This window comes from Thiocapsa rosea, assembly GCF_003634315.1.
In the GTDB taxonomy this organism is placed as follows: domain Bacteria; phylum Pseudomonadota; class Gammaproteobacteria; order Chromatiales; family Chromatiaceae; genus Thiocapsa; species Thiocapsa rosea.
This window is the reverse complement of the sequence record NZ_RBXL01000001.1, coordinates 2,406,301-2,431,790: the sequence shown is the minus strand read 5'-3', so window position 1 is coordinate 2,431,790 and position 25,490 is coordinate 2,406,301. Positions and strand designations below refer to the sequence as shown.

Annotated in this window: 24 protein-coding genes and 1 pseudogene; 12 read left to right on the top strand and 13 right to left on the bottom strand. The window is 64.6% G+C overall.

The annotated features are described in order from the left end of the window. The first annotated feature begins 40 nt into the window (after positions 1-40). From cysE to BDD21_RS10755, 3 genes are all read left to right on the top strand, one after another. A complete protein-coding gene (gene cysE, locus BDD21_RS10765; protein WP_120797169.1) occupies positions 41-805 on the top strand; it encodes a serine O-acetyltransferase in 765 nt (254 codons plus the stop codon). A gap of 85 nt (positions 806-890) precedes the next feature. Continuing rightward, positions 891-1,373, top strand: coding sequence for a Fe-S cluster assembly transcriptional regulator IscR (gene iscR / locus BDD21_RS10760; protein WP_120797168.1), 483 nt, complete (start codon positions 891-893; stop codon positions 1,371-1,373). A gap of 163 nt (positions 1,374-1,536) precedes the next feature. Next, on the top strand, positions 1,537-2,109 hold the full coding sequence (locus tag BDD21_RS10755) for an iron-sulfur cluster co-chaperone HscB C-terminal domain-containing protein (protein ID WP_245969527.1): 573 nt from the start codon (positions 1,537-1,539) through the stop codon (positions 2,107-2,109). Positions 2,110-2,171: 62 nt separating this feature from the next. Here BDD21_RS10755 and BDD21_RS10750 read toward each other — a convergent pair whose 3' ends face one another. Then, complete coding sequence (locus BDD21_RS10750; RefSeq protein WP_120797167.1) at positions 2,172-2,600, bottom strand: rhodanese-like domain-containing protein; 429 nt, start codon at positions 2,598-2,600, stop codon at positions 2,172-2,174. Positions 2,601-2,920: 320 nt separating this feature from the next. Here BDD21_RS10750 and BDD21_RS10745 point away from each other — a divergent pair, with 320 nt between their 5' ends. Continuing rightward, positions 2,921-3,862 (top strand): lysophospholipid acyltransferase family protein, encoded by a 942-nt coding sequence (locus BDD21_RS10745; protein WP_120799858.1) that lies wholly within the window; start codon positions 2,921-2,923, stop codon positions 3,860-3,862. 34 nt (positions 3,863-3,896) lie between these two features. Here the strand turns inward: BDD21_RS10745 and soxZ are convergent, their stop codons facing one another. From soxZ to BDD21_RS10720, 5 genes are all read right to left on the bottom strand, one after another. After that, positions 3,897-4,208, bottom strand: a complete 312-nt coding sequence (gene soxZ / locus BDD21_RS10740) for a thiosulfate oxidation carrier complex protein SoxZ (protein ID WP_120797166.1) — start codon at positions 4,206-4,208, stop codon at positions 3,897-3,899. Between the two features lie 54 nt (positions 4,209-4,262). Next, positions 4,263-4,736: a thiosulfate oxidation carrier protein SoxY gene (soxY, locus tag BDD21_RS10735; protein WP_120797165.1), complete on the bottom strand. Its 474-nt coding sequence runs from the start codon at positions 4,734-4,736 to the stop codon at positions 4,263-4,265. A gap of 612 nt (positions 4,737-5,348) precedes the next feature. Further along, positions 5,349-6,869: a M48 family metalloprotease gene (locus tag BDD21_RS10730; RefSeq protein WP_245969524.1), complete on the bottom strand. Its 1,521-nt coding sequence runs from the start codon at positions 6,867-6,869 to the stop codon at positions 5,349-5,351. A gap of 422 nt (positions 6,870-7,291) precedes the next feature. Then, the gene (locus BDD21_RS10725) at positions 7,292-8,605 is read right to left on the bottom strand and encodes a vWA domain-containing protein (protein WP_120797164.1); all 1,314 of its coding nucleotides are present in this window, start codon (positions 8,603-8,605) and stop codon (positions 7,292-7,294) included. Beyond that, positions 8,598-9,641, bottom strand: coding sequence for an AAA family ATPase (locus BDD21_RS10720; RefSeq protein WP_120797163.1), 1,044 nt, complete (start codon positions 9,639-9,641; stop codon positions 8,598-8,600). The genes BDD21_RS10725 and BDD21_RS10720 overlap by 8 nt, the downstream gene beginning before the upstream one ends. 416 nt (positions 9,642-10,057) lie before the next feature. On the opposite strand from BDD21_RS10720, the gene BDD21_RS10715 reads away from it, so the two are divergent. After that, positions 10,058-10,255 (top strand): Alvin_2107 family globule sulfur oxidation protein, encoded by a 198-nt coding sequence (locus BDD21_RS10715; RefSeq protein WP_093031698.1) that lies wholly within the window; start codon positions 10,058-10,060, stop codon positions 10,253-10,255. 145 nt (positions 10,256-10,400) lie between these two features. Here the strand turns inward: BDD21_RS10715 and BDD21_RS10710 are convergent, their stop codons facing one another. The 4 genes from BDD21_RS10710 to BDD21_RS10695 form a co-directional block, all read right to left on the bottom strand. After that, positions 10,401-10,865 (bottom strand): c-type cytochrome, encoded by a 465-nt coding sequence (locus BDD21_RS10710; RefSeq protein WP_245969523.1) that lies wholly within the window; start codon positions 10,863-10,865, stop codon positions 10,401-10,403. Positions 10,866-11,011: 146 nt separating this feature from the next. Next, complete coding sequence (locus BDD21_RS10705; protein WP_120797162.1) at positions 11,012-11,368, bottom strand: c-type cytochrome; 357 nt, start codon at positions 11,366-11,368, stop codon at positions 11,012-11,014. Between the two features lie 370 nt (positions 11,369-11,738). Then, on the bottom strand, positions 11,739-14,228 hold the full coding sequence (locus tag BDD21_RS10700; RefSeq protein ID WP_120797161.1) for an ABC transporter permease: 2,490 nt from the start codon (positions 14,226-14,228) through the stop codon (positions 11,739-11,741). Beyond that, entirely contained in the window at positions 14,225-14,914 is a 690-nt protein-coding gene (locus BDD21_RS10695) for an ABC transporter ATP-binding protein (RefSeq protein WP_120797160.1), read from the bottom strand. Before BDD21_RS10695 ends, BDD21_RS10700 begins: the two co-directional genes overlap by 4 nt. On the opposite strand from BDD21_RS10695, the gene BDD21_RS10690 reads away from it, so the two are divergent. The 7 genes from BDD21_RS10690 to BDD21_RS10660 all read left to right on the top strand — a co-directional run bounded on the left by BDD21_RS10690 (position 14,913) and on the right by BDD21_RS10660 (position 22,140). Further along, positions 14,913-15,563: an arylesterase gene (locus BDD21_RS10690; protein ID WP_170164733.1), complete on the top strand. Its 651-nt coding sequence runs from the start codon at positions 14,913-14,915 to the stop codon at positions 15,561-15,563. The genes BDD21_RS10695 and BDD21_RS10690 overlap by 2 nt on opposite strands. 257 nt (positions 15,564-15,820) lie before the next feature. Beyond that, positions 15,821-16,948, top strand: a complete 1,128-nt coding sequence (locus tag BDD21_RS10685) for an NAD(P)/FAD-dependent oxidoreductase (protein WP_120797159.1) — start codon at positions 15,821-15,823, stop codon at positions 16,946-16,948. 12 nt (positions 16,949-16,960) lie between these two features. Further along, complete coding sequence (gene rnk, locus BDD21_RS10680; RefSeq protein ID WP_120797158.1) at positions 16,961-17,374, top strand: nucleoside diphosphate kinase regulator; 414 nt, start codon at positions 16,961-16,963, stop codon at positions 17,372-17,374. A 153-nt stretch (positions 17,375-17,527) separates the two neighbouring features. After that, a complete protein-coding gene (gene tnpC, locus BDD21_RS10675) occupies positions 17,528-18,973 on the top strand; it encodes an IS66 family transposase (protein ID WP_120797157.1) in 1,446 nt (481 codons plus the stop codon). A gap of 523 nt (positions 18,974-19,496) precedes the next feature. Beyond that, positions 19,497-20,513, top strand: a complete 1,017-nt coding sequence (locus BDD21_RS10670) for a sodium-dependent bicarbonate transport family permease (protein ID WP_245969522.1) — start codon at positions 19,497-19,499, stop codon at positions 20,511-20,513. Between the two features lie 66 nt (positions 20,514-20,579). Then, a complete protein-coding gene (locus BDD21_RS10665; protein ID WP_120797155.1) occupies positions 20,580-20,903 on the top strand; it encodes a P-II family nitrogen regulator in 324 nt (107 codons plus the stop codon). Between the two features lie 145 nt (positions 20,904-21,048). Beyond that, positions 21,049-22,140, top strand: a complete 1,092-nt coding sequence (locus BDD21_RS10660; protein ID WP_120797154.1) for a calcium/sodium antiporter — start codon at positions 21,049-21,051, stop codon at positions 22,138-22,140. Between the two features lie 251 nt (positions 22,141-22,391). Here the strand turns inward: BDD21_RS10660 and BDD21_RS10655 are convergent. The 3 genes and pseudogenes from BDD21_RS10655 to BDD21_RS10645 form a co-directional block, all read right to left on the bottom strand. Next, positions 22,392-23,141: pseudogene (locus tag BDD21_RS10655) on the bottom strand (TrkH family potassium uptake protein); the annotation flags it as partial. 96 nt (positions 23,142-23,237) lie between these two features. Beyond that, the gene (locus BDD21_RS10650; RefSeq protein ID WP_120797153.1) at positions 23,238-24,632 is read right to left on the bottom strand and encodes an APC family permease; all 1,395 of its coding nucleotides are present in this window, start codon (positions 24,630-24,632) and stop codon (positions 23,238-23,240) included. A gap of 36 nt (positions 24,633-24,668) precedes the next feature. Next, positions 24,669-25,241: an FAD:protein FMN transferase gene (locus tag BDD21_RS10645; RefSeq protein WP_342769603.1), complete on the bottom strand. Its 573-nt coding sequence runs from the start codon at positions 25,239-25,241 to the stop codon at positions 24,669-24,671. Between the last annotated feature and the right edge of the window lie 249 nt (positions 25,242-25,490).

Genomic DNA, 25,490 nt, shown 5'->3' with positions numbered 1-25,490 from the left:
TCTCTGCACTGCTCCACCCAATGTTTCAAAGGCTTGCCTTATGTTCGAACGATTGAAGGAAGACATCGCCTGCGTCTTCGAGCGCGATCCGGCAGCGCGCACCGCGTTCGAGGTCTTCACCACCTACCCGGGGCTGCACGCCGTGCTGGCGCATCGCCTGACGCACCGGCTGTGGAAACGCAACCTCAAGTGGCTCGCCCGCGTCATCTCCAATCTGGCACGACTCTTTACCGGGATCGAGATCCATCCGGGGGCCGTGATCGGCCGGCGCTTCTTCATCGATCACGGCATGGGCGTGGTGATCGGCGAAACGGCGGTGATCGGCGAGGACTGCACCCTCTATCACGGGGTGACCTTGGGCGGGACCACCTGGCAGAAAGGCAAACGCCATCCGACCTTGGGGCGCGACGTCGTCGTCGGCGCCGGGGCCAAGGTCTTGGGGCCGCTCCTGATCGGCGACGGCGTGCGGATCGGCTCCAATGCCGTGGTCGTGAAATCGGTTCCGGCCGGCGCGACGGTGGTCGGCGTCCCGGGCCGCATCATCGAGCCGGCGAAGGACGCGACCGCCCGCCGGCGCGCCGACACCGCCAAGCGCATCGGCTTCGACGCTTACGGCGCCACACGCGATGCGCCGGACCCGATCGCCAACGCCATCAACCGCATGCTCGATCACATCCACCACATGGACCAGCGCGTCGAGCAGATGTCCCGAGCACTCGAAAGCCGCGGCATCATGCAGCACTTCGAGCACGATCCCACGCTCGACGAGATCGAGATCCCGCCCGCAACCGACTCGGACGTTTAATCGCAAATTCGATAGGGATTAATTGATCGCCGTGGTCGGGTACCGTATCATTCTGTGAAATATCGAATCACCGAGCGAGGCGCACGTGAGACTGACGACGAAGGGCCGCTATGCGGTCACGGCAATGCTCGATCTAGCCATCCATCAAGGCCAAGGCCCCATCGCGTTGGCCGACATTGCCCAACGCCAAGGCATTTCGCTGTCCTACCTCGAGCAGCTGTTCGCCAAGCTTCGGCGGCGCGCACTCGTCACCAGCGTCCGGGGGCCGGGCGGCGGGTATAACCTGTCCCGCCAGGCAGCCGACATCCATATCGCCGAGGTGATCGCTGCGGTCGACGAGAACGTCGACACCACCCGGTGCGGCGGCGCGCACAACTGCCAGAACAACGGTCCCTGCCTGACCCACGATCTCTGGCACGACCTCAGCGACCGCATCTACGATTATCTCAACAACATCAGCCTGCAGCAGCTCGTGGACCGCCGCGACGACACCGGTAACCGCCCCGGGACGACATGCACGGCCGTCGACGTCAAGCTCGGCGTTCAGCGCATCGTCGCGAACGCCTGAAACGGGCCTTGGCGTCCGCTGCCTCGTTGTGCCGGACCTGTGTCTTGCGAGCCGACGGCGCGTTTCGACTACGCCGAAACGACGCGCTGCGCTTGCCTTCGGTCACCCGCACGCACTAGGATTCGATCTCGGTTGTCGGATTCCGGGTCGAGGCGCGCCGCAGGTGGCAACGATCTCCGCCGTTGTGGACGGCTCCAAAAACTATTTCGATCTCTTCGATCTGCCGATCGGGTTTGTCGTCGACCAATCCCGTCTCTCCGAGCGCTATCGCGCACTGCTCGGCGGGGACGCCGCGACGTCCTACGGCAATTCGCGATCGGCGAACAGCTCGGCGCAGGAACAGTCGCCGATCGAGATCGAGCTGGCGTACCGGACCTTGCTCGATCCCTTGGCACGCGCTGCCTACCTTCTCGATCTGCTGGATTGCCGCAGCGAAGGCCGCGCGAGCGCCGCCGAATACGCCGCCCTCGGGGGCTTCCTGATGGCCGAGATCGAGCTGCGGGAGAGCCTCGACGAGGCGACCAGCCGGCCCGATCCGGCTGCAGCCGTGGCCGGGATGTTGACCCATCTCGCAGAGGAGGGTGCGTCTTTGGAGAAGGATCTGCAGCGCATGCTCGCCGATCCGTCGCCCCAGAACCTAGCCGCGGCGCGCGAGATCCTGCGCCGGCTCGAACTCCTCGGGACCTGTCGACGCGATGCGGAGGACCGTCGAGCGGCCTTGGCGTCCAGGGCCTGAGCCATCCCTCGGTCGCCCGGTCCGGGACAGATCGGGCCGAGCGACGTCCGAAGCCTATCGGCTCAACACTGCTCCCATGGCAGACCACGAAAGCGCCAACCCCCTTGGGTGCTTCTGTGGTGCTGCTCGTCGAGATCGCCCTCGAAGCCCTCGTCGACGTGATAGACGGCCTTGAGCCCGTCCTGGACCAGCGCTTTGCCGGCTTCGAGCGAGCGCTTGCCGCTGCGACAGATCAGGATGACCGGCGCACATGACCCGCCCGGCTCGCAGACGGCACCGCCAAGCAACAGCTTGCGGATCTCGGTGACGAAGTGGGGATTGACCACCCAATCCGGCTCGTCGATCCAGGGAACATGCACGGCCCCCTTGGGATGGCCCACGAACAGAAACTCCATTGAGGAGCGGATATCCACCAGGACGGCCTGGGGATGTTCTTCGAGCATTTCGAACGCCTCTTGAGGCGTCAGTGGTCTCGGATGATCATCGTTCACGCGGGTGTACCTCGTTTGGTGGTTAAACCGCGCCAGGCGCGGCATGAGATGTTTTTGGATGGGATCGGCCGCGGCAGACGTCACGACCGTTGGAGTCGGCGCGGTTTAATCATTGTCGTTGTCGTCGCGCCGGCCCCGGTTCATACAGGCCCGTGGAGACAGGCGGCGTTCGGCAGTTTATCAAGCGATTCGGATCTGTCATCCGAATCCGCGAGGCGACGCAGTGTCGCATCCGACCGGGATCGGCCGGCCGCGAAGAATGAAAGGAGATGGGTTTGGAACACAAGGCGCAATCCGTCGAACGACCGAACAGCGCAGGCCTGAAGGATGCCTTGGTGCGCAACCTCATGCATCTGCTGGCCCGATTGCCGCTCGGCGCGCTGCACCGCCTCGGCTCGGGCATCGGGCTGCTGATCGGGTCATGGCCGAACAAGCAACGACGCAACGCCCTGATCAATATCGCTCTCTGCTTCCCGGAGCTCGACGCGAAGGAACAGGTCCGGTTGCGCAACCGGAATCTGCGTGAGTTCGGCAAGACCTATGTCGAGATCGCACATCTGTGGCTGCGCCCGGCGCATGAGGTGCTCGCGCTGGTCCGCGAGGTCAGAGGGGGCGAGCTGTTGGAGCGGCGCGACGGCAAGGGCTTGATCGTACTCTCGCCGCACTTGGGCGCCTGGGAGCTGGCTGGGTTACACCTCGCGGCACAGGGTCCGACGGCGATCTTCTACAAGCCGCAGAAATATCTCGACGACATGATCCTGGCCTCGCGCGCCCGCAGCGGCGCCGAGCTGGCGCCGATCACGGCGAAGGGCATCCGGGTACTGGTCCAAGCGCTGGAACGCGGCGATTACGTCGGCATCCTACCCGATCAGGAGCCCAAGGCCGACAAAGGTGCTGTCTTCGCACCCTTCTTCGGGATTCCGGCCTTTACCATGCTCTTGGTGAACCGACTGTCGCGCCGCACGGGCGCGCCCGTGATCTTCATGTTCGCGGAACGGTTGAAGGGGGGAAAGGGCTTCAGGATGCACTGCATCCCGGCACCTGTCGGAATCGACAGCGAGGACGATATCGAGGCAGCAACCGCGCTGAACAAAGGCATCGAGCAGTGCGTCTCGATCTGCCCGGAGCAATACGTTTGGCCCTACAAGCGCTTTCGACGCCGCCCGAACGGCGCACCGGGGATCTACAACGGACCCCTGACAGATGGGCAGTCACTCGCGCAAGTGTCGCGGTTACAGCGGGGAGTGTGTGACGTGACGTGAGCACCTCCCTGTGCTCGCTCGGACGACCCCGAGATCAGGTGATCTTGTCGGTCGCGGTTTGAGTCTCGCCCATGTTGTCCGTCCAGGCGATCTCGATCGGATCACCGACCTCGCCGCCTTTGAACTTGAACGCCAGATAGGGGTTCTTGGACACGCCGCCGCTCCAATTGGCGGTCATCACGACCTGATCCTTGGATTTGCAGACGACTTCCTGGATGAAGTGCGCAGGAACCAGCTCGCCGGTCTTGCTGTCTTTACGCAGCCCGGTCTCCATCGGGTGACTCATCAAACACTTGACTTCGGTTTCTCCGTCTTTGAGCTTGGCGCGGATCTTGATGTCTGACATCTCTGTATACCTCGAATTTGGTGTCTGTGCCGTGTCCTACGGGGATCGACTCGATCAGCCGCCGCAGCCGCCGATGGTGACCTTCACTTCCTTGGCATTGCTGTAGAGCTTGTCGCCACTTTGGACCACGGCGACGACGTTGGATGTCTTGGCCATCTTGATCCGGGTGGAAACGAAAGGAACGGCGCCCTCGCCGAGATCGAACGAGGCAATCAGGGGTGTCTGGTTCGCATCGGCGACGATCGCGATCGACGTGACACCGTCCATATCCGTCTCGACGGTCACCGGCACCACGGCGCCGTTTTCGGCGATATCCGGGGCCTTGATCTTGATCGCCTCGTTGGTCTCGGTGGCATCCGATCCCATCAGGCTCGTCAAGGCTGCCGGCAGATCCTTCGCATGGAAGGCCGCCTCGTTCCAGCTCGCAAGGACCAAGCTAGGGGACAGCAGACCGGCGCCGACAGCGACTCCGACGGTACCGGCGGCGAGTGAACCCTTCAGCAGGATTCGACGTTTTGCATCGATCATGGGACATCTCCTATGGAGCAGGGGTGGGTGTACTGGGATGCATTGAGCATCGCGCGCGTCGGGAGAGGGTGCGGCCGAAGCCAGACCCACGCCCCCGATAGACCGGTTCGACAAGCATGCAAGCACTCGGGAGGGTTGCCGAACTCGATCGACCCGGGTGCCGGCGCTCGTCCGAGAATCGGATACGACGGCGCGGACGTTCGAGTCCTCACGGCCCGATCCGACTCGCGTGGGGCATGAACGGTGATCTCCTCCACATCTTTTCGATCTTAAACCGCGTCCAGAGCGAGATGCGCACTTTCGAATGAACTCGACGTTTGCTGCATGACAACTCTTAGCGGGACGCGGCTTAAAATGATATATTTTTTAGTATCTTAAACGGCGCCGGCTCCAACGGGCGTCAAGCCCGCCGGGGCCGCTCCCATCCGAAAACATCCTATACCGCTTTGGGCGCGGTTTAATATGCGCTGAGTCGACGGACGCCGTTTCAACGGGCCTACCGATCCAACGTGCCTCCCGATCCAACGGGATTGACGTCCGCTCGCTCGAGTGCTTTCCCGACATCAACACCCGGACAATGTTACCTCAGTCCTACCGGACTTGGAACGCACTTCATCGCCCGTTCGAGGTCGCCGCGCGCAGGGGGTTCCCGCCCCGCCGCTTCTCGTCGCGCTGCTCTTCGCGCCACGCATCGAGGCGAACCTGGATCTGTGCCGCCTCGTGATACGGGACATCGGGCCGACGCAAGGCCAGCTCGAGGTGCCGAATGGCGGGCTCGAGATCCCCCTCGACATAGAGCTTCTCCGCGCGATAGCGATCGACGGTCGTGCGATCGCCCGCCTTGGTCGCCGCCTGTACGAGCGCAGCGTACAGCATGGCGTTGGACGGCCGCACACGGGCGACGGCCTTGAGCTCGTCCACCGCACGGGCGGGCTGACCCGCGGACATGAGGGCCTCCGCGTAGGCGACCCGTAAAGGCCACTGACCGGGGAAGAGGCTCACCGCCTGTTTCAGATGCGCCAAGGCATCGGCGCTGTTGCCGAGCGCGAGATCGAGCTCGGCATCCAGGACAACGAACTCGGCCTGGCTCGGATGGAGTGCGATCAGCTTATCGCTCTCGCGCTTCGCCTCGGTGAACCGTCGCGCGCGCTGCAGCGCGAGGGCATAGCCGTAACGCTCGGCAATCTCTTCGCGAAAACGCCCGCCGCGCAAGGTGTCCTCGAAATGGGCGACGGACTGCTCGGCACGCCGGTAGGAGCGTTCGCGCAGCTTGGCGCGCGTCAATTGAAACCGCAGACTATCCGGACGCTGACGCACGCCGAACGCCTCGGCACGCCCGAGCGAGTCGGCGATGCGGTCGGCCGTCACGGGATGCGTGCGCAGATACTCCGGGGCGCTGGACTCGTAGACACGCGTCGCCTTGGCGAGGCGCTCGAAGAAGCCGGCCATCGCAAAGGGGTCGTGACCGGCGCCGGCCAGGGTCTGGATCCCGATGCGATCCGCCTCCTTCTCGTTGTCGCGGGTGAAGTTGATGCGTCGCTGGAGTGCGGCGGCCTGCACGCCGGCGATGGCCGCGGCCCCGGCATCGGGCGAGACTTGGGCACCGAGAACGGCCGCGGCGATCAGCAGGGCCGTCGTCGGCAGACTGAGCTTGCTCTGGTCCTCGAACGCGCGCATCAGATGGCGCTGGGTGACATGGGCGATCTCGTGCGCCACGACGGCGGCAAGCTCACTCTCGGTCTCCGCCGCCAAGACGAGACCGCCGTAGATGCCGATATAGCCGCCCGGCCCTGCGAAGGCGTTCACGACAGGCTCGTCGATCAGGAAAAAAGTGAAGCTCCCGCCGGCCGTCCGGTCGGCCTCGACCAATGCCGTGCCGAGCGACTCGATATAGCTGGTCGCCAGCGGATCATCCATGACCGGCAGCGCCTTGCGCACGCTGCGCATGAAGAGCTTGCCGAGCCGCGCCTCGGCGGACCGGGTCATCATGTTGTCCGAAGAGCTACCCATATCGGGCAGACTGAAGGGATCGGCGGACACCGCCGTGGATACCGACGTCGCTACAACGGCCAAGAGTGCGAGCCCGCACAACGTCAACCGCCGACACCGATCGATAAACATGCGGATCATCATGGTTAAACCGCGCCCGGTGCGGTATGTGATGTTTTTGGATGGGATCGGCCCCGGCAGACTTGACGACCGTTGGAGCCGGCGCGGTTTAAGATATTAAAAAATATAAACTTCTGAATCGCGCCCCCCGCTAAGGGTCATGGATTAACAAACGTCGAACTCACTCGAAAGTTAGCATCTCACTCTGGAGGCGCTTTAGGTGAGACGCATTGCACACCTCGTAGTTCCTCGAATCGCACGCCGGGCGAACCCCTCGCCGGCTGCGACGACCTCCATTCTTCGCGATCCGCGATCCGCGAGCTTCGTGGCGGAGGCGCTTCTTGGGGAGAGAAATCTCCTGAATCGCGTCGCTCCGAGGGTCTTAATTCCTGCAATGGCAAAAACCGACTCGAAACAACCCACAGCCCTCCGGACGCGATTCAGTTTTAGTTGAGCTGAATCCGCTGCCCCCAAGGCACCTTTCCCTGCCCCTTCACCAGCCAGATCACCGGAAACGCCGGCTCGACCGGAGGAAAGTCGCCTTGAGCATCGGTGAAGTACACCAGGAGGTCCGGACGGATGCCCTCGCGGTCGATCCACTGAAAGACGGGTCGGAAGCTCGTACCCCCGCCGCCGTTGATCGCCTCGGGCAGCCGCAAGCCCTCCCAGGGCTCGAACCGAAAGGGTGCACCTTCACACAAGGCCGCATCGCAGGGCAAGAGGGTCACGCGTGCGCGCACCTGGCCCTTGAGCGCGTCGATCTCGCCGATAAACTCCTCCAGCTCAGCCGCCTTGATCGAACCCGAGGTATCGACGGCGACCACCACATCCGTCTGATGACTGCGCAGGCTCGGCATGATGAAGTCGCCTGCGCGACGCGAGGGGCGCGCATAGCTGTAGTCCTCTCGCGAGACGGCCGTCATGTAGCGCGCCAGCAGCATCCGCCAGGGCAGGCGCGGCTGCAGGAGATGGTCGATGATGCGGGCCATCTCGCCGCCGAGCTTGCCGGCCTGCTGCGCCTGTTGAGCCGCCCCGGCGAGACGCTGCTGCCACTGGACCGAGAGGGTTTCCTGCTCGTCCGGGGTCAGGGGTTCGGGCTCGGGTTGGCCGGGGCCGCCGTCGGCCCCGTCGGCTTGGCCCGGTTGCGCCGAGCGTGTCGCCCCTTGCTCTGCATCGGACTCGCCCTGCTGCGATTGCGTCTGCTTGTGCTGGCGATCGAGGTCCTTCTCGCTCGTGCCGGACCGGCTGCCGCCCTGTTGGTTGTCGCGGTCGTAGGCGTGCGTATCCAGGGTCTCGGACGCATCGTTGTCGTCGATGAGCGGATAGATCTCCTCGGCGGTCATGCCCTTGTAGGCCGGCATCGCCAAGGCGTTCGGCGGGGGCTTCAGACCCTCGCCGATCAAGAGCGGGTTGATGGCGTAATCGCAGGCGAGATCCCACTTGTGCTTCACGCGATGCTGTCGCCGTGCGAAATGCGACAGCGCGCAATGCAGGGCCTCGTGCGCGAGCATGAACTGGGTCTGGTCCAGGCTCAGGCTCGCGATGTATTCGGGGTTGTAGTAGAAGGCGCGCGCATCGGTGGCCGTGGTCGGGCACCACTCGGGGTTCGATGCATGCATGGGCAGGCGAAGCACCAAGGCCCCGAGAAAGGGCTTGTCCAGGATCAAGCGCGTGCGGGCCGCCGCGAGCTTGGTCTCGATCGCACGCCGTTCGGCATCGGCTGCGCCTGCGCCGCCCGGACTGCCGACGTCGCTACTCATAGAGCATCACATCGGCGACAACCGCGGCCCAATCGGCGAAGGCCGGCACCTCGAAGAGGCTGTTGCCGACCGCGCGATGCAGATCCGACACCAGCATGACACCCATCTCGCGCTGCGGAAAACGACCCGCGTACGCGAGGATGTTGCCGATCACCCGGTCCTTGTCCGGCTCCCCCTGCGCGCGGATGGCGCGGCCGACCAGGGCGGCAGCGACCGCGTATTGAAGGTCGATCTCGCGCGGCACGGGCACCACCTCGCCTGCCAGGATGGCATCCAGATCGGGCATTTGGTCCAGGCTGTCGACGAAGGCCGCGACCTCGATCCCCGCCGCCGGCCCGACACACCCCTGCAAGGTGCCCTGCAGCAGCTCCGGAATGTCCTCGAACTTCTTCAGACAGCGATGCGCAAACTCCCAGGAGCGCGGCGAGGGGAAGGCGACCGGGTTATGTGCCGGGTCGAAATCGAACAGCAGCTCCGGGCGGAACCGCAGGAAGCCGATCACGCGCTCGTCGATGCCCTGCGCATAGGCCCAGGCGACCCAGTCATCGAGATGGGTCTCGACCTCGAAGTGCGAGAAGCGATTGGCCAAGGGTGCGGGCATGCTGTAGGTCACGCCCCGGTCGCCCTGGCGATTGCCGGCCGCGAAGATCGCCCACCGCTCGGGAACGCGGTACTCGCCGAGCCGCCGATCCAGGATGAGCTGATAGGCCGCCGCAGAGACCGCCGGAGGCGCCGAGGTGATTTCGTCGAGAAAGAGGACCCCGGCCGGCCCATGACGCGCGGCATCCGGCAGGATGGCGGGGATCGCCCACTCCACCAGCTCCCCGGCGCGGAAGGGGATGCCGCGCAGATCGCTCGGCTCCATCTGCGACAGACGGATATCGATCATGGGCACCCGGTGACGCTCGGCGATCTGAGCCACCATCTGCGACTTTCCGACCCCCGGAGGGCCCCAGAGCATGACGGGGGTATGGTGGCCTTCCGCTGTACTCGAAAACTCGCGTTCGAGGACGCGGAGCAACTGGGCTGGACGCATAGCGAGTCGTCTTCCTCTTCGTTCTGATCAGGAGGGTCCCGAGACATCGGGGCCTCATCTGCGGACCCCGGACCGAAGGCGGTCCGATATCCGGTTGATACCTCAATGGGGTTGTGATGAGAGTGGGTTTTAGCACTCGCCTTCACAAGGCAACACCTGGACAGGATGCAGTGCGTGCTCGGTCGGGTGCGCGATCGCCTTGTCACACATAAGAAAAACGCTGTATTCTTATAGCCCTTCTCGCCCCATCATGACCATGTGGATCGTGCGGGCAAGGCTCCATACGAGACTCGAGAGAGGACCCGAGGATCCGGGTCGACGCACCCGAATCCACGTCGCCAATAAGATCAAGGTTTTTGAAGGCAAGGCGTTTCCAAGCCGACCCTTCCTCAACGACAAGAGCCCGGAGAGCGGACATGAACCAGTTCTATTACGACGCTGTCACCAAGATGGAACAACTCGGCGTCGACGACGAGTACATCCAAGGCTGGCAATGCGGTTTCCTCCAGAATCCGAAGCGCGAAGAGCAGCGCCTCACGGAGGCGTACGAGGCCGGCTACGGCGACGGCGAAGAGAAGAATACCGATAACTTCGGGGACTGGGTAAAAGCCTGAACCCGATTCGGGCGAACAAAGAAGGCGGGGTGACCCGCCTTTTTTTGTGTCTGCTCTTTTGTGTCTGCTCGACGACGATCCGCGGGGTGCGCGCCCGCACGGGACGAGCCGCGCAGACACCGAGTGGAGACCTCTCGCCTGCAGCCTACTGTTGATCCGCGTAAAACTGAGCAAGCGCCTGCAGATCCGCATCCGCAAGGCCGACCAATGCCTCGCGCATCTTGGTCGGCTGCGGGATCGAATCGGGCCGGTCGCGATAGGTCAGGAGTTGAAACACCAGATAGTCCGGCCACTGACCGGCGATCCGCGGGGTGTCGCGGTCCTGGTATCGCCCCTCTTCCTCGTGACACTCGGCGCACGCCTCGTCATGCAGACGTTTGCCGGCGGCGACGGCCACCGGATCCAACAGCACGTCGGCACTCCGCCAGGGTTGCTCGGCATAGTAGGTGGCCAACTGGCGGATCTGTCCGGCGGTGTAGCCCTTCATGATGCGATCCATGATGGTGGGTACACGCTCGCCGTTGCGAAACTCTTGGAGGACGCGGATCAGGAATTGGCGGTCGAAGCCGGCAAAGCTTGGCGATGCAGGCCCGGCGCTGACGCCGTTCATGCCGTGACAACCGTTGCAGTGCGCGGCCAACGCCTGCCGTTCGGCAGATGCGGCGAGTACCGCACCCACGCCGAAACAGCAGAGCACGATCGCAAATGCAAGGCGGCAAACCCGCAACCGGGGTCCGGAGCACCTTGCGCGGAGGGTCACTTCTGAAGCGCCAGCCAGGTCGCGATCTTTTGGAGCTCGGGCTGGGTCGGCGGTGCGTCGCAGGACTGACTGTAGGCAACGGCCGAATGCATCAGCTTCGCCTCCTCGGATTCACCCTCGCCACGCAGGATCTTCTGGGCCTTGGCCAGGATATCGTCCGCCTCCAAGCCACCGATCTTGGGGACCAGCTTACTGCTGGGATCCTTCCCTGAAGCGCCGTGACAGTTCACACAACCATGGTAGGTGAACAATTGCTCGCCCTGCAGCTCGGGGCGATCCGTCGACCAAGCGAGGGTCGGGGCCGTGATCAGGGTGACGGCAAATGCCGCCGGCAGCAAGACATTCTGTGACATGGATGCGGCTCCTCTCTGTATTGATCCTCTGTTTCGATTCGCGCTACTAGGAACGGCCCGAGCCGTACCGTACAAAAAGGAACGGCCTGAGCCTTACCACACTAAAAGCGTAGACGAAAGCAAAAAGAAACCAACGCCGTCCGTCGGGAATAGTGCACGCGACGGGGACTGCCCGCCGACACTGAAACCGCGCCCGGTGTGTTATGCGTCATTTGTTGGATTGGCTTGGCCGCGCCAGCTCCGACGACTGTCGGATCTGGCGCGGTAAGGTATTAAAAAGATTAAATTTTAAACCGCGCCTCGCCAAGATCGAGGAAGCCCTCGACGCTGAACACAACCTGAAAATTACGCATCTCGCTCTGGACGCGGTTTAACCCGCCTGCCGCAACGTCTGCAGCGGCGGGCGAATCAGCAGCGGATAGGTCGCCAGTGTCCCGGCGATTCCGATCAATGCCCCGGAGCCGAAGACCCCGATCAGCCAGAGCGTCGGGTTGAAGCTGAAGGTCAGGCCGAAAAGCTGCTCGGCCAGCAGCCAGCCGGTCAACTGGGCGAAGACGGACGCGAGCGCGCCGGCCAGGATGCCGGCTGCGGTGAACTCCACGGCCAGACTGGTCAGCAGTGCCCGGCGCCCGGTGCCCAGTGTGCGCAGGATGCCGTGCTCGAGTCGGCGCTCTTCCAGGCTGGCTTGGATGCCGGCGTACATGACCAGGATCCCGGCCGCGAGCGTGAAGAGGAAGACATATTCCACAGCCATCACGCCGCGGTCGACGACCTGACGGACCTGCGTGAGCAAGGCGTCGACGTCGAGCAGGGTCACGCTCGGGAAGCCCTTCACCAGCGCCGGGACCACCGTCTCGCGCTCCTCGGGCAGATAGAAGCTGGTGATGTAGGTCGCAGGCTCGGACCCGAGGAGCGCGGGCGAGGAGATGACGAAGAAGTTGACGTTGAAGCTGTCCCACTGGACCTCGCGCAGGCTGGTCACGGGCGCACTCACCTCGCGCCCTGACACCAGGAAGGCGATCTCGTCGCCCAAGGCGATGCCGAGCGTCTCGGCGATGCCCTCCTCCACCGAGAACTCCGGGGGCGCATCCGCGTCGGGCCACCAGGCGCCGGCGACGATGCGGTTGTCGGATTGAAGGTCGGCGCCCTGACTCAGGTTGAACTCGCGCGAAGCGAGCTGTTCGGCCCGCGGATTCTCGAAGTCGGACGGAACGACCGTGCGATCGTTGATCCGCACCAGTCGGCCGCGGATCATCGGGTAGATGGCCGACTCGCCCAACCCCGCCTCGCGCAGGAACAGCCCCAGCGGCTCGACATCCTGTGGCTGGATGTTGATCAGAAAGTGGTTCGGCGCGCCCTCGGGCAGCGTCTCCTGCCAGGCCGCGAGCAGATCGACGCGCACCACGGCGAGCAGCAGCAAGGCCAGGATCCCGAGCCCCAGGCCGGAGATCTGCAGGACCGCTGCGGAGGGTCGTCGCGCCAAGGCCGCGAGCCCAAGTCGCCAGACCCCACGGGCGCGCCCGGCGAGTCCGCCTGCGAGCCACACCAGCACGAGGACCGTGATGACCAGGCTCGCCACCGCGCCGAGGACGCCGGCCATCAGCTTCCAAGCAAGCTGGAAATCATCCGCTTGCCAGACGATCAGGAGGGCGAGGGCCGACGCGGCACCGACCACCGTCAGGATGGCCGAGCCGCGCGGAGCACCCAGGTCGCGACGCAGCGCACGCAAGGGCGAGACCTGCGCCAATTGGAACAGGGGCGGGAGCGCAAAACCCAAGAGCGCGACCAGGCCCGTTGCCACGCCGACGACGACCGGTGCAAGGGAAGGCGTCGGGAGATCCATCGCGAACCAGTCCGACAGCAGGCTCATTAGCCCGAGCTGTCCCAGCCACCCGAGCAGACAGCCGACTAGGCTGGCGATCAGACCGAAGAGCACCAGTCGCATCATGAAGACCCGCATCAGCAGGTGATTGGGTGCCCCCAGACAGCGCATCACGGCGACGGCGTCGGTCTGGCGCTCGACGAAGCGACGGCTGGCCAACGCGATGGCCGCTCCGGCGACCAGCAGGGTGACGAGTGTGGCGAGATGCAGGAAACGCGACGCGCGATCGACCGCGGACTCGAACTCCGGCCGGGCGGTGCTGCCGTCGATCAGATCGACGTTGACCGGCAGAACCGGCTTGACGGCCCGCTTGAACCGCTCGACGGCCGCAGCGTCCCCGGCGACCAAGAGGCGATGCTCGGCCCGGCTCGCCTCGGTGATCAGGCCGGTGGCCGCGAGGTCCGACTGGCTCAGCATGACCCGCGGGGCCAGAGCGAAGAGTGCACCGCCGCGGTCCGGCTCGTTGCTCAGGATGGCGCCCATGCGCGGACGCGATTCGCCGAGACCGACCTCGTCGCCGAGCGCCGCACCGAGCAAGGGCAAGAGCCGCGACTCGACCCAGACCTCGCCGGGCGGCGGACCCGTCTCGACCTCGCGAACCGGCGCGTCGGAGGCATCGCGGACGCTTAATTTTCCGCGCAACGGATAGGCGGTATCGACAGCCTTCACCTGGACGAGCTGCGGACCGTCATCGCCCGTCACGACACTGCGAAACTCGATGATCCCGGCGGTAGCGAGTCCCATACGCTCCGCCTGCTCACGGTATTCGGTCGACAGCGGTGTGGCCGACTCCAGGGCGAGATCCGCCGCAATCAGCTCCCCGCCTTGACGGGCCATGGCGCTTTCGACACGATCAGTGAAGAAGCCCACCGCCGTGATGGCAGCAACGGTCAGGATCAGGGCCGAGGCGAGCAGATAGAGTTCGCCGCTGCGCCAGTCCTGACCGAGCAGTCGCAGGGTGATGCGCCAGGTCTTCACGCGCCTTGCTCCAAGTGGCCGGCCGCCATGTGCAGACGCCGATCGCAGCGCTCGGCGAGACGCGCGTCATGGGTGACCAGCACCAGAGCCGCACCGGCGTCGCTGCGCAGCTCCAACAGGAGATCGATGATGTGCTCACCGGTGACTTGGTCGAGGTTGCCGGTCGGCTCGTCGGCGAACAGCACCTCGGGACGCGGGGCGTAGGCGCGGGCAATGGCCACACGCTGCTGTTCTCCGCCCGAGAGCTGGCGCGGATAGTGTCGGGCACGCGGGGTCAGACCGACCCGATCCAGTGCCTCGTCGGCGCGGCGCGCGGCATCGCGCGTCCCGGTCAGCTCGAGCGGAAGCAGCACGTTCTCGCGCGCGGTCAGGGTCGGCAGGAGCTGAAAGTTCTGGAAGACGAAGCCGACCCGACCGCTGCGCAGGGCCGCGCGCCCGTCCTCGTCGAGATCGTCGACGCGCTGGCCGCACAGCCACACCTCGCCCGAGGTGGCACTGTCGAGACCGGCCAAGAGCCCCAATAGTGTGGACTTGCCGGATCCGGAGGCACCGAGGATGGCAACCGCCTCGCCGGCCTGGATCTCCAGGTCGAGACGCTCCAGGATGGTCAAGCCGCCGGCCGGCCCCGTAACATGCTTCCCCACTGCGACCGCTTTCGACACGGCCCGAGGTCTTTGCCCTGACATGATCCGTCTACTCCTACTGACCTGTATGTTGTTGCCCGCCATGACGCTCGGGAGAACCGCGACCGACGCGCCGGCCAGCCCGTCGCTCAGCCCGCCGGTCATTTTGATCCTCGGCGACAGCCTGAGTGCGAGCTACGGTTTGGATCGCGAGAGCGGCTGGGTGTCGCTCCTCGAGGAGCGTCTGCGCGAGCGTGGACTGGACTACCGTGTCGTCAATGCGAGCATCTCGGGCGATACGACGGCCGGGGGGCTGACACGACTCGGTGCGCTGCTCGACGACCATGCACCCGCTTTGGTTCTGATCGAACTCGGTGCGAACGACGGCTTACGCGGCCTGGGATTCGAGGTCATCCGCAACAACCTCGCGCAAATGATCCAGCGTAGTCGAGACGCCGGCAGCGGTATCCTGTTGGCCGGATTACGCCTCCCGCCCAACTACGGTGCGGCTTACACCGACGGCTTTCAAGCCGTCTTCCGGGAGGTCGCCGAGACCGAATCCATCCCCTTGGTGCCGGATCTGCTCGCCGGAGTCGCCGAGAATTGGGATCTGATGCAGGCCGACGGACTGCACCCGACGGCCGAGGCGCAGCCGCGCATCCTGGACAACGTCTGGCCGGTTCTGGAGCCGCTGCTGGAGTCGAGCCGATAGGTCGCGGCGGCGCGCCCGACCCGAAGCCCAAACCCTGTGCGTGTTAAACCGCGCCAACTCCGACAGTCGTCGGTGCTGGCGCGGCGAAGCCATTCCAACACATGACGCATACCGCACCGAGCGCGGTTTAAAATGATATATTTCTTAATCGATTAAACCGTGTCGGCTTCAACGGTCGTCAAGTCGGCCGAGGCCGATCCCATCCAAGAACATCGCATACCGCGCTAGGCGCGGTTTAAGGGTCACCGGAGTCATTCATGCATCGCATCACCATCGTCGGTTCCGGATTCGCCGGCCTCACCGCCGTCCAAAGCATCCGACGCACCGCACCCGACGCCGAGATCACGCTCGTCAGCGCGAAGCCCGAATTCATCTACTATCCCGGCCTGATTTGGGTCCCCTGCGGCATCCGCAGCGGCGAGGATCTGCGCATCGACCTGCGCCCCTTCTTCAAACGGATGCGCGTGCACCATCTCCCCGGGGAGGCGACCGGACTGAGTGCGGACGGGCGGACGCTCGAAACCACCGCCGGTCCGGTCGAGAACGACGGGCTCCTCATCGGCAGCGGCGGGCGCTTTATCAAGAAGCTCCCGGGCATCGAGCACGCCATCACGCCATGCGAGGGCATCGCCGCCGTCGAGGCGATCCGCGATCGGGTCAAGGCGATGGACGGCGGCAGCATCGCCATGGGCTTCGCCGGCAACCCCAACGAGCCGAGCTCCATGCGCGGCGGACCCATCTTCGAGTTCATCTTCGGGATGGACAGCCAACTGCGCAAGGAACGTCGTCGCGATCGCTTCCGCCTGCATTTCTTCACCCCGGCCGAACGCCCCGGCGCTCGGCTCGGCCCAAAGGCGGTCGACGGTATCCTCGCGGAAATGAAGCGCCGCGGCATCGAGACCCATCTGGGCCATAAGCTCAAATCCTTCTCGGAGACAAAGGTGACGACCGAGGGCGGGGAGTTCGACGCCGATCTCATCCTCTTCATGCCCGGCATGACGGGCAATGCCTGGTTCGACAATACCGACCTGCCGCGCTCGCCGGGCGGATTGCTGCAGGCCGATGCACACTGCCGGGTCGCCGGCTACGAGCGGGTCTATGTCGCGGGCGACTCGGGCAGCTTTCCGGGTCCGGACTGGATGCCGAAGCAGGCCCACATGGCGGACCTGCAGGCCCGTGCAGCCGTCAAGAACCTGCTCGGTGAGCTCGAAGGCCAAGCGCCGAGCGAGACCTTCAAGGTCGAGCTGGTGTGCATCGTGGACGCGAACGACACGGGCATGCTGGTCGCACGCACCGAAAAGAGCAACTGGGTACTGCCTTCGACACGGCTCTTCCATTGGATGAAGCTCGGCTTCGAATGGTGGTATCTGCGCCCCTACCGTTAGTCAGGACACGACATGAGCACGCGACCCAACATCATTCTTTCGACAACGGATGCCGAGCGGCTGGAGCGGCTTCTGGACTCCGTCGACGCGGCCGACTTCCCCGGCAAAGCCGATCTGGAGGCGGAGCTCTCTCGGGCAATCGTCGTGGATGCGAAGGATATCCCGCCCAAGGTCGTCACCATGCGATCGACCGTTCGATTCCACATCCTGTCGTCTTCGGAAGAGCGTTGTTTAACGCTGGTCTATCCGAAGGACGTCGATGAAAGCGGACAGACCGTCTCGATACTCGCCCCCGTGGGAAGCGCCCTGCTGGGCCTCTCCGAGGGCGACGAGATCGACTGGCCGAAACCGGGCGGAGGCACGCTGCGGGTATACATCGACGAGGTCACTTACCAACCCGAGCGCTCGGGCGAGTACTTCCGCTGAGCCTGCCGGAGGGCCGCCGAGCCGCAATGCGCGCAGCCGTTTGATCGACCTAAACCGCGTCCGGAGCGAGATGCTCACTGTCGATTGAGTTCGACATTTGTAACTGTTCAGGTTGGCTTGCCAAACAACACCCTGGGGCGGTAAGTTTGCGACATGCCTAAGCCGCCACCGACAACCGACCGCCCCGACAGCAAAGATGCCGAGCTGACGCGGTTGCGGGCGCAGAACGCCGAGCAGGCGAAACAGATCGCCGAACTGCTCCAGCGCATCCGCGAGCTGGAAGCGCGCTTGGGCAAGGATAGCCACAACTCCAGCAAGCCCCCGACCTCGGACCCGCCGTTCAAGAAACCGCCGCCGCGCTCGCGCCGCGTGCGCAGCGGCATGAAGCCCGGTGGTCAGAAGGATCATCCCGGTGCCACCCGAGCCCTGGTCGAGGATCCCGAGCACCGCATCGTTGTGCCCCTGGAGGGGCTTTGCGGCTGCGGGCGCGACTGCGCCGAGCTGGCTGTCGAGGTCTTGCCCGAGCGCCGTCAGGTCATCGATTTGGTCGTGCGCCGCGAGGTCACCGAGTATCGGACCGTGACCGGCGTGTGTAGCTGCGACCAAGTGCATTGCAGCGCCTTCCCGGACGCGCTCGGTGCGCCGGTGCAGTATGGCCCCGGGTTGTCGGCCTTGGCGGTGTATTTGACGCATTATCAGCTCTTACCCTATCGGCGCAGCGCCGAGCTGCTCGGTGTCTTGGCGGGCATCACGCTCTCCCCGGCCACCCTCGTCGGGATGGGTCGCGAGGCGGCGGCGCGCTTGGCGGCACCCGTGGCGGCGATCGGTCAATCCATCGTGCGCAGCGTCGTGGCCCATGCCGATGAAACGGGGATGCGCGTCGCCGGCGCCCTGCAGTGGCTGCATGTGCTGTGCACCTCGGTCCTGACGTTCTATGCCGTGCACGCCAAGCGCGGCGCCGAGGCGTTGACCGGCATCGGTCTGCTCGACGGCTTTCGCGGCATCCTGGTCCACGACCACTGGCGGGCGTACTTGAGCACCCCGGCACAGCACGCCTTCTGCAATGCCCATCACCTGCGCGAGCTTATCGCCCTGGCCGAAGCCGACCCCGTGCTGTCCTGGCCCAAGCAGCTGATCGCCTTGCTGTGCGAGGCCAACGACGCCACGATCGCCGCCCGCGCGGCCGGCCTCGAAACCCTCCCCGGCCCGGTGGTGGAGGGCTTCTTCACCCGTTACGACACCATCCTCGCCGAGGGGGCCTTCTTTCATCCCCAACGCCTCCCGCCACCGGGCAGTCGACGACGGGTCAAACAGACGCCGGCCTACAACCTGGTCGCACGCCTGCGCACCCACCGCGACGAGGTCATGCGGTTTGTCACGGACCTGCGCGTCCCCTTCGACAATAACCAAGCCGAGCGCGACCTGCGCATGCCCAAGCTCAAGCAAAAGGTCTCGGGCTGCTTCCGCGCGCCCGAAGGTGCCGCGGCCTTCGCCACGGTACGCTCCTATCTGTCCACCCTGCGCAAGCAGTCGATCGATCTCTATCCCGCCCTGGTGATGACCTTCCGGGGTCAGCCTCCGATGCCGCACTTGCCGTAAGGCAGTTGGCTACCTGAACAGTTACCGACATTTGATCCATCCACGGCCCTTAGCGGGGACGCGGTTTAAAATAATATATTTTTGAATGCGTTACACTGCCTAGGCTCCAGCGGACGTCAAGTCTGCCGGGGCCGACCCGATCCAAAAACATCGCAAATCGTGCTGGGCTCGGTTCAGGTCCATATCGGATACATCTTTTTTATCGATGTCATGTATCACAACCATCGATTATTACCACGGCCTGCGCAGGGTTAAGCTAAACCGTGTCCAGACCTCTCCGAGATCATCGCATACCGCGCTGGGCGCGGTTTAGAGTGAGAGAGTGTGGGTTTTTCGGAGAGCAGGGTGCGTCCCGCGCGCATCGGGACGCAAGGCACGCCGACACGGTGTAGCGGCCCCAACGGCGAGGAGGTGCTACACAGGCCCTGCATGAGCGGGGCGTGCAATGCGGCGAAGAACCCATGTGCGCTCGGTATACATCCCGAGTCCCCATCATCCAAGCCCCGTCCGGGACCCGAGAGGCATGATGTCCGCGTTTTCCAACCTGCTGATCCCGGCCGTGCTCTTCTTCGCGCTCGGCTTCATCGCACGTCTGATCAAGTCTGACCTGCGCTTTCCGCCCGATCTGGCGAAGATCCTCTCCATCTACCTGCTGGTCTCGATCGGCCTACACGGCGGTGTGGAACTGGCGAATGCAGACCTCGGCGAGGCCCTTGCGGCAGTCATCTGGGCTCTGGTGCTCGGGTTCCTGCTGCCGATCATCGCCTTCGGTCTCTTGCTTGCCATGCGGCGCGTCGAACCGCTCGACGCCGCCGCAATCGCCGCCCACTACGGCTCGGTCAGCGCCGGCACCTTCCTGACCGCGATCGCCTTCCTGTCGAGTCAAGGGATCGAGTACGAACGCTATCCCTTGATCATGCTCGCGGTGATGGAGTCCCCGGCGATCGTCGTCGGCCTCTTGCTCGCGAGCTGGAGCCGCAGTCGCGCCGCCAAGGCCAACGCAAGCCGTACGACCGGGACCGAACGCGGCCAAAGCCATCTGGGGGACATCCTCCGCGAGGCATTTACGAACGGCAGCGTGGTCCTCCTGATCGGGTCGATGCTGATCGGTGCGATCGCCAACCCGACGGCCATGGAGTCGCTACACCCCTTCACGACGGACATCTTCATGGGCATGCTGTGCCTGTTCCTCTTGGAGATGGGACTCGAGGCGGGGCGACGCTTCGGCGACTTTCGACGCGTCGGGTTTGCTCTCGTGTCATTCGGGCTGGTGATGCCGCTGATCGGCGGCGTGATCGGCGTGGCGGTCGGACACCTAATGCTCGGTTTCGGGGTGGGCGGCACGACGCTGGTCGGGGTGCTCGGTGCAAGCGCCTCCTATATCGCCGTCCCGCCCGCGATGCGCTTGGCGGTGCCGGAGGCCAATCCGTCGCTTTATCTGACCCTGTCGCTCGGCGTGACCTTCCCGTTCAACGTCGTCGTCGGCATCCCGATCTATCACTATCTGGCCCAGCTGTTGGTCGGCTGGACCTGGTCATGACAGACGACGCGGCGACCCTCGCGCCCGGTCGGCCCGTCCTATCTCAATCCGCAGGAGCCCACCCAGATGCACCGCCTTGTCCCCGAGAAGCTCGTCACCGTCATCACCACCGATGTGCTCGAGCAACGGCTGATCGCCGCGGTGCGGCGCTGCGGCTTGAGCGGCTATACCCTGCTGCGCGCCCGCGGCGCCGGCTCCGACGGTTTGCAGTCGGGCAATCTGGAGATCGACACCAACCTGCTTCTGAAGGTCATTGTGCCGCCGGAGCGCTTGTCGGGCCTGCTCGATAACCTGGATGCCTTGATCGGTCAGGGCTACCACCTGACCGTATTCGTGGCCGATGTCGAGGTGCTCGGACATGAGAAGTTCGAGCGACCGATGGATGCCTGAGAGGGCCGAGAAAACGGCCTGCATAGAGGGCTGTCGCTCCACGGCCGAGGGGCACTCGCGGCGACCTTCGTGCTGATCTTGTGACCTGACCGACCGCGTGTCATGATCCGCGCCCACGCAGAGAGCCACCGCGAGGGCAATCGATATGTTATTGACGATACTGACGTTGGCGGTTGGTTTGGTCCTTCTGACGGCGGGCGCAGAGTCACTGGTCCGCGGGGCATCCAACATCGCCGCGCGCCTCGGTATCCCGTCGCTGATCGTCGGCCTCACCATCGTCGCCTTCGGGACCAGCGCGCCCGAGATGGCGGTCAGCGTGGCGGCCGCCTGGTCCGATCAGGCCGACATCGCGCTCGGCAACGTGGTCGGCAGCAACATCTTCAACGTCCTCTTTATCCTGGGTCTCTCTGCGCTGGTCGTACCGCTCGCCATCGGCAGTCAACTGATCCGGGTCGACGTGCCGCTGATGATCGGCGCATCCATACTGGTGCTCCTGCTCGCCTTGGACGGTCACATCGGCCGGCTCGACGGGGCGATCCTCTTCTCCGGGATCATCCTCTACACCGGGTTCCAGATCCGTCAGGGTTTGCGCGAGCGCACCTCCCTCGCCGACAGGGTGAACCCGGGTGATGATCGGAGCCTGTCGAGCACACACTGGTGGATCGATCCGCTGTGGGTGCTGGGCGGCCTGGTGATCCTGGTGATCGGCTCGCGCCTCTTGGTCACGAGCGCGGTCAGCATCGCTCAGGCGTTGGGCGTGAGCGAACTCGTCATCGGACTGACCATCGTCGCCGCAGGCACCTCGCTGCCGGAGTTGGCTACATCTGTCGTTGCCAGCATCCGCGGAGAGCGCGATATCGCGGTCGGCAACGTGGTCGGGAGCAACGTCTTCAACCTGCTTGCGGTACTAGGGCTCGCCAGCCTGGTCTCGCCCTCGGGAATCGCGGTCGCAGAACAGGCGCTCCGGTTCGACCTCCCGGTGATGGTAGCGGTGGCGATTGCCTGTTTGCCGATCTTCGTGACCGGACGCGAGATCGCCCGCTGGGAAGGCGGGCTCTTCTTCGCCTATTACCTGGCCTATACGGCGTACGTGGTGATGGCGGCCATGCACCACGCCGCGCTTGACGTCTACGGCGCGGCGATGCTCTGGTTCGTGCTGCCGCTCACCGGAGTCACCCTCGCGGTTCTCTTCGCCAGGGATCACGTCAGCAGCCGGCGCAAGGCCAACGGCGGTTAGGATCCCGATTCGGCACAGCGCCGATCCCAATAGGCGGCCAAGCGCTTACGCGCATCGTCCAGACCGAACACCACCGGGATGCCTAGCCAAGCGAGCGCATAGATCTCCGGGGCAACCGGGCCGGTGTGCAGAATCGACCGGTGCCGCGTCGAATCGCATTGGCGCGCCGCGGGTGGGAGGTCGAGCGGCGGCAGAGATGATTGCGGGGGGTCTCCTGCGACGGTGACTGGAACCGTGGCGACCCGTTTGCCTTACTTGCGCCAAAACCGCGGCGTAAAGAGGATCAGGAGCGAGAAGATCTCCAGCCTTCCGAGCAGCATGGTGAAGCTCAGGACCCAGATTTCGTAGTCGGTGAGGCTTTGGTAATTGGTGGCGGGACCGACCTGACCGAGGCCGGGGCCGGCGTTGTTGATACAGGCGATGACGGCGGTGAAGGCGGAGATGAAGTCCAGGCCGCCAAGGATCAGCAGAAAGGTTAGCCCGACAATGCTCATGGCATAAAGAAAGATAAAGCCTAGGATGGCGAAGACCACCTGGTTCGGGATCTGAACGCAGCCGACCGTGACGGGTGCCGCCATCGTGGGATGGATCAAACGGCTGAACTCGCGCGAACTCTGACGTGTCAGGATCAGGGTGCGGATCATTTTGATACCGCCGCCGGTGGAGCCCGAGCTGGCGGTCACGGAGGAGAGGAAGAGCATCCAGAAGGGCACGAAGATCGGCCATTGCGCATAGTCGACACTGACGAAGCCGCAGTCGGTGGCAATGCTGATGAGATTAAAGCTCACATCGCGCAGCGCGGTCAGCACATCGCTATAGGTGCCGACGATCAAGAGATAGAGCGTGCAGCCCAGGGTGCTGACCAGCAAAACAACCACTACGCCCTTAGCCTCGGCGTCACGCCAATAGGCGCGCAGGCTGCGCGCCCGCCAGGCGGTATAGTGGGTTGCGAAGTTGAGCGCGGCGATCACCATGAAGGCAATGATCACCACCTCAATGAGCGACGAGTGGAACGCGCGAGATCAGCAGGATCAACACCAGTCACCGACCGTGGCCAGAATCCAGTCGACCGAGGCATGCAACATGGCGGATTGTTCTTATGAATGCTGCGCCGCAAGCGCGCTGTGGTGACGAGAGTAATAGACGTAGATCGCAAGCCCCGCCGCCAACCAAAGCCCGAACCGCAGCCAGGTCACCCAGGGCAGACTCAGTGCGAGATAAAGACAGGAGGCGGCGCCAAGCAACGGAACCAAGGGGGACCAGGGGGTGCGAAACGGCCGAGGCAGGTCCGGTTGCGTGACACGCAGCACGATCACGCCAACGCAGACCAGAAAGAAGGCCGCGAGTGTGCCGATGTTGACCAGCTCGGCGACCTCCCCGATGGGGGTCAGCCCGGCGACCGCAGCCATGGCGAGGCCGACGATCAGGATCACCCGGAGCGGGGTCTGCGTCCGTCGATTCACCCGCGCGAAGACCGGCGGCAAGAGCCCGTCGCGGGACATGGCAAGGACGATGCGGCTCAGCCCGTAATACAGGACCAGCATCACGGTCGTGAGACCCGCGATGGCTCCGGCGGCCACCAGACCGGCCGCCCAGGAGTGACCGAGACGCAACATGACATCGGCGACCGGCGAGCCGACATTGAGGCTCGGGTATGGCACAACCCCCGTCAGCACGGCGGCGACCAGGATATAGATCAGGGTACAGACGGCCAGCGAAACCAAGATCCCGATGGGTAGATCGCGCTGCGGATGACGGGCCTCCTCCGCGGCGGTGGAGACGGCATCGAAGCCGATGTAGGCGAAGAAGATGAGCGCAGCGCCCCCCATGACCCCGTTCCAGCCGAAGGGCATGAAGGGCACCCAGTTGGCGGGGTCGACCCGACCCACTGCGACGGCGAGGAAGACGCCGATGGCCAAGAGCTTGATCAAGACCATGACGCCGTTGACCCGGACACTCTCGCGGATGCCCACCCCGAGGAGGAGCGCAAGCGTCAGCACGATTGCGGCGGCAGGCAGATTGACCAGACCACCCTCCGCGGGTCCATGCAGCCAAACGGCCGGAAGGCCCAAGCCGACCGCCTCGAGCGCGTTGTTGGCATACCCCGACCAGCCGATCGCCACCGCCGAAACGGCCACGCCGTACTCCAGGATGAGGTCCCAGCCAATGATCCAGGCAACGAGCTCGCCGAGCCCGGCGTAGCAGTACCCGTAAGCACTGCCGCAGCCCCCGATTGCTGCGGCGAGCTCGGCATAGGCGAGTGCGGCGAAGGCACAGGCCGTCCCTGCGACCATATAGGACAACACGATGGCGGGCCCCGCCTGAGTGGCCGCCGCCACGCCGGTGAGCACGAAGATCCCGGCACCGATGATGGCCCCGATCCCGAGCAAAGTCAGATCAAGCGGACCCAATACGCGGCTCAAGCCGGTGTCGCCGAGAGGGTGATCGGCGTTGATGGCTTTCGTTCGGAAGATCGTAGATGTCCAGGTCATTTGGGCTGTTCCGATGTACCGGTTGCACCGTACGTCCTACTGGGCTTCCCGGCCAACGTCGTGCGTGGTCCGGGCAAGGTATTCCTCGAAGGCCGGGCTCGCAACACCCCGCAGCTCCTCCCGGTCGCGAACGATGAAGTAGGCTGCAAGCCCCTCTGACGTCGCAAGCGCCGGACCGCGCAGCTCGCCGAGAACCATAAACGCAGTCGCGAGCCCGTCGACGACGGTCGCGCGCTCGCCCACGACCGTCGCCGACCCCAGGTTGCGTTCGATCGGAACACCCGTCGCGGGATCGATCTCGTGTGAATAGCGCTTGCCGTCCTTCTCGAAGACGTTGCGATAGTCACCCGAGGTCGAGATGGCCCGGTTGGAAACCGGGACGATCCGGTGCACGGCGCGCCGGTCCGGCAGCGGCTCCTCGATCGCGATGGCCCAGGGTCGACCCTTGGCGTTAAGCCCCTTCGCACGGATGGTGCCGGCCACCGCAACCATATAATCGGCCGCGCCGCGCGCATCAAGATCCGCCGCGACCCGGTCCGCACCGTACCCTTCCCCGAGCGCGGACAGATCGATGTAGACATCGCCCCGGGTCTTGCGGATGGCCGGCACGCTCACCGCAGGCGGCCAGCAGCAAAGCACACAAGGCCACCAGCGATGGAAAGGGATCCATGCGTCTCGCGTCTCTCTCGGGATCGACAGCATGCGGACCGCGCCGCGCACACCGGGACGAGCACATCGATGCCTCCTTCACGGCCGTCGAGGGGACGCCGAATCCCGGTCGTCGGCCTTCGCCGATACGCTAGAAGCAGCAACGCCGTCGCCCGAGACGGAGCGCCGGAAATCCCGAATGGCCAAGCC

Excerpts from the sequence above, each read along its gene's own strand:
- BDD21_RS10720 (WP_120797163.1), bottom strand. The coding sequence starts at position 9,641 with ATGCGTCCAGCCCAGTTGCTCCGCGTCCTCGAACGCGAGTTTTCGAGT.
- rnk (WP_120797158.1), top strand. The coding sequence starts at position 16,961 with ATGAGCACGCGACCCAACATCATTCTTTCGACAACGGATGCCGAGCGG.
- BDD21_RS10695 (WP_120797160.1), bottom strand. The coding sequence starts at position 14,914 with ATGTCAGGGCAAAGACCTCGGGCCGTGTCGAAAGCGGTCGCAGTGGGG.
- BDD21_RS10685 (WP_120797159.1), top strand. The coding sequence starts at position 15,821 with ATGCATCGCATCACCATCGTCGGTTCCGGATTCGCCGGCCTCACCGCC.
- BDD21_RS10730 (WP_245969524.1), bottom strand. The coding sequence starts at position 6,869 with ATGATGATCCGCATGTTTATCGATCGGTGTCGGCGGTTGACGTTGTGC.
- soxY (WP_120797165.1), bottom strand. The coding sequence starts at position 4,736 with ATGATCGATGCAAAACGTCGAATCCTGCTGAAGGGTTCACTCGCCGCC.
- BDD21_RS10670 (WP_245969522.1), top strand. The coding sequence starts at position 19,497 with ATGATGTCCGCGTTTTCCAACCTGCTGATCCCGGCCGTGCTCTTCTTC.
- BDD21_RS10690 (WP_170164733.1), top strand. The coding sequence starts at position 14,913 with ATGATCCGTCTACTCCTACTGACCTGTATGTTGTTGCCCGCCATGACG.
- BDD21_RS10710 (WP_245969523.1), bottom strand. The coding sequence starts at position 10,865 with ATGAACGGCGTCAGCGCCGGGCCTGCATCGCCAAGCTTTGCCGGCTTC.
- BDD21_RS10650 (WP_120797153.1), bottom strand. The coding sequence starts at position 24,632 with ATGACCTGGACATCTACGATCTTCCGAACGAAAGCCATCAACGCCGAT.
- BDD21_RS10665 (WP_120797155.1), top strand. The coding sequence starts at position 20,580 with ATGCACCGCCTTGTCCCCGAGAAGCTCGTCACCGTCATCACCACCGAT.
- tnpC (WP_120797157.1), top strand. The coding sequence starts at position 17,528 with ATGCCTAAGCCGCCACCGACAACCGACCGCCCCGACAGCAAAGATGCC.
- BDD21_RS10705 (WP_120797162.1), bottom strand. The coding sequence starts at position 11,368 with ATGTCACAGAATGTCTTGCTGCCGGCGGCATTTGCCGTCACCCTGATC.
- BDD21_RS10725 (WP_120797164.1), bottom strand. The coding sequence starts at position 8,605 with ATGAGTAGCGACGTCGGCAGTCCGGGCGGCGCAGGCGCAGCCGATGCC.
- BDD21_RS10715 (WP_093031698.1), top strand. The coding sequence starts at position 10,058 with ATGAACCAGTTCTATTACGACGCTGTCACCAAGATGGAACAACTCGGC.
- soxZ (WP_120797166.1), bottom strand. The coding sequence starts at position 4,208 with ATGTCAGACATCAAGATCCGCGCCAAGCTCAAAGACGGAGAAACCGAA.
- BDD21_RS10660 (WP_120797154.1), top strand. The coding sequence starts at position 21,049 with ATGTTATTGACGATACTGACGTTGGCGGTTGGTTTGGTCCTTCTGACG.
- cysE (WP_120797169.1), top strand. The coding sequence starts at position 41 with ATGTTCGAACGATTGAAGGAAGACATCGCCTGCGTCTTCGAGCGCGAT.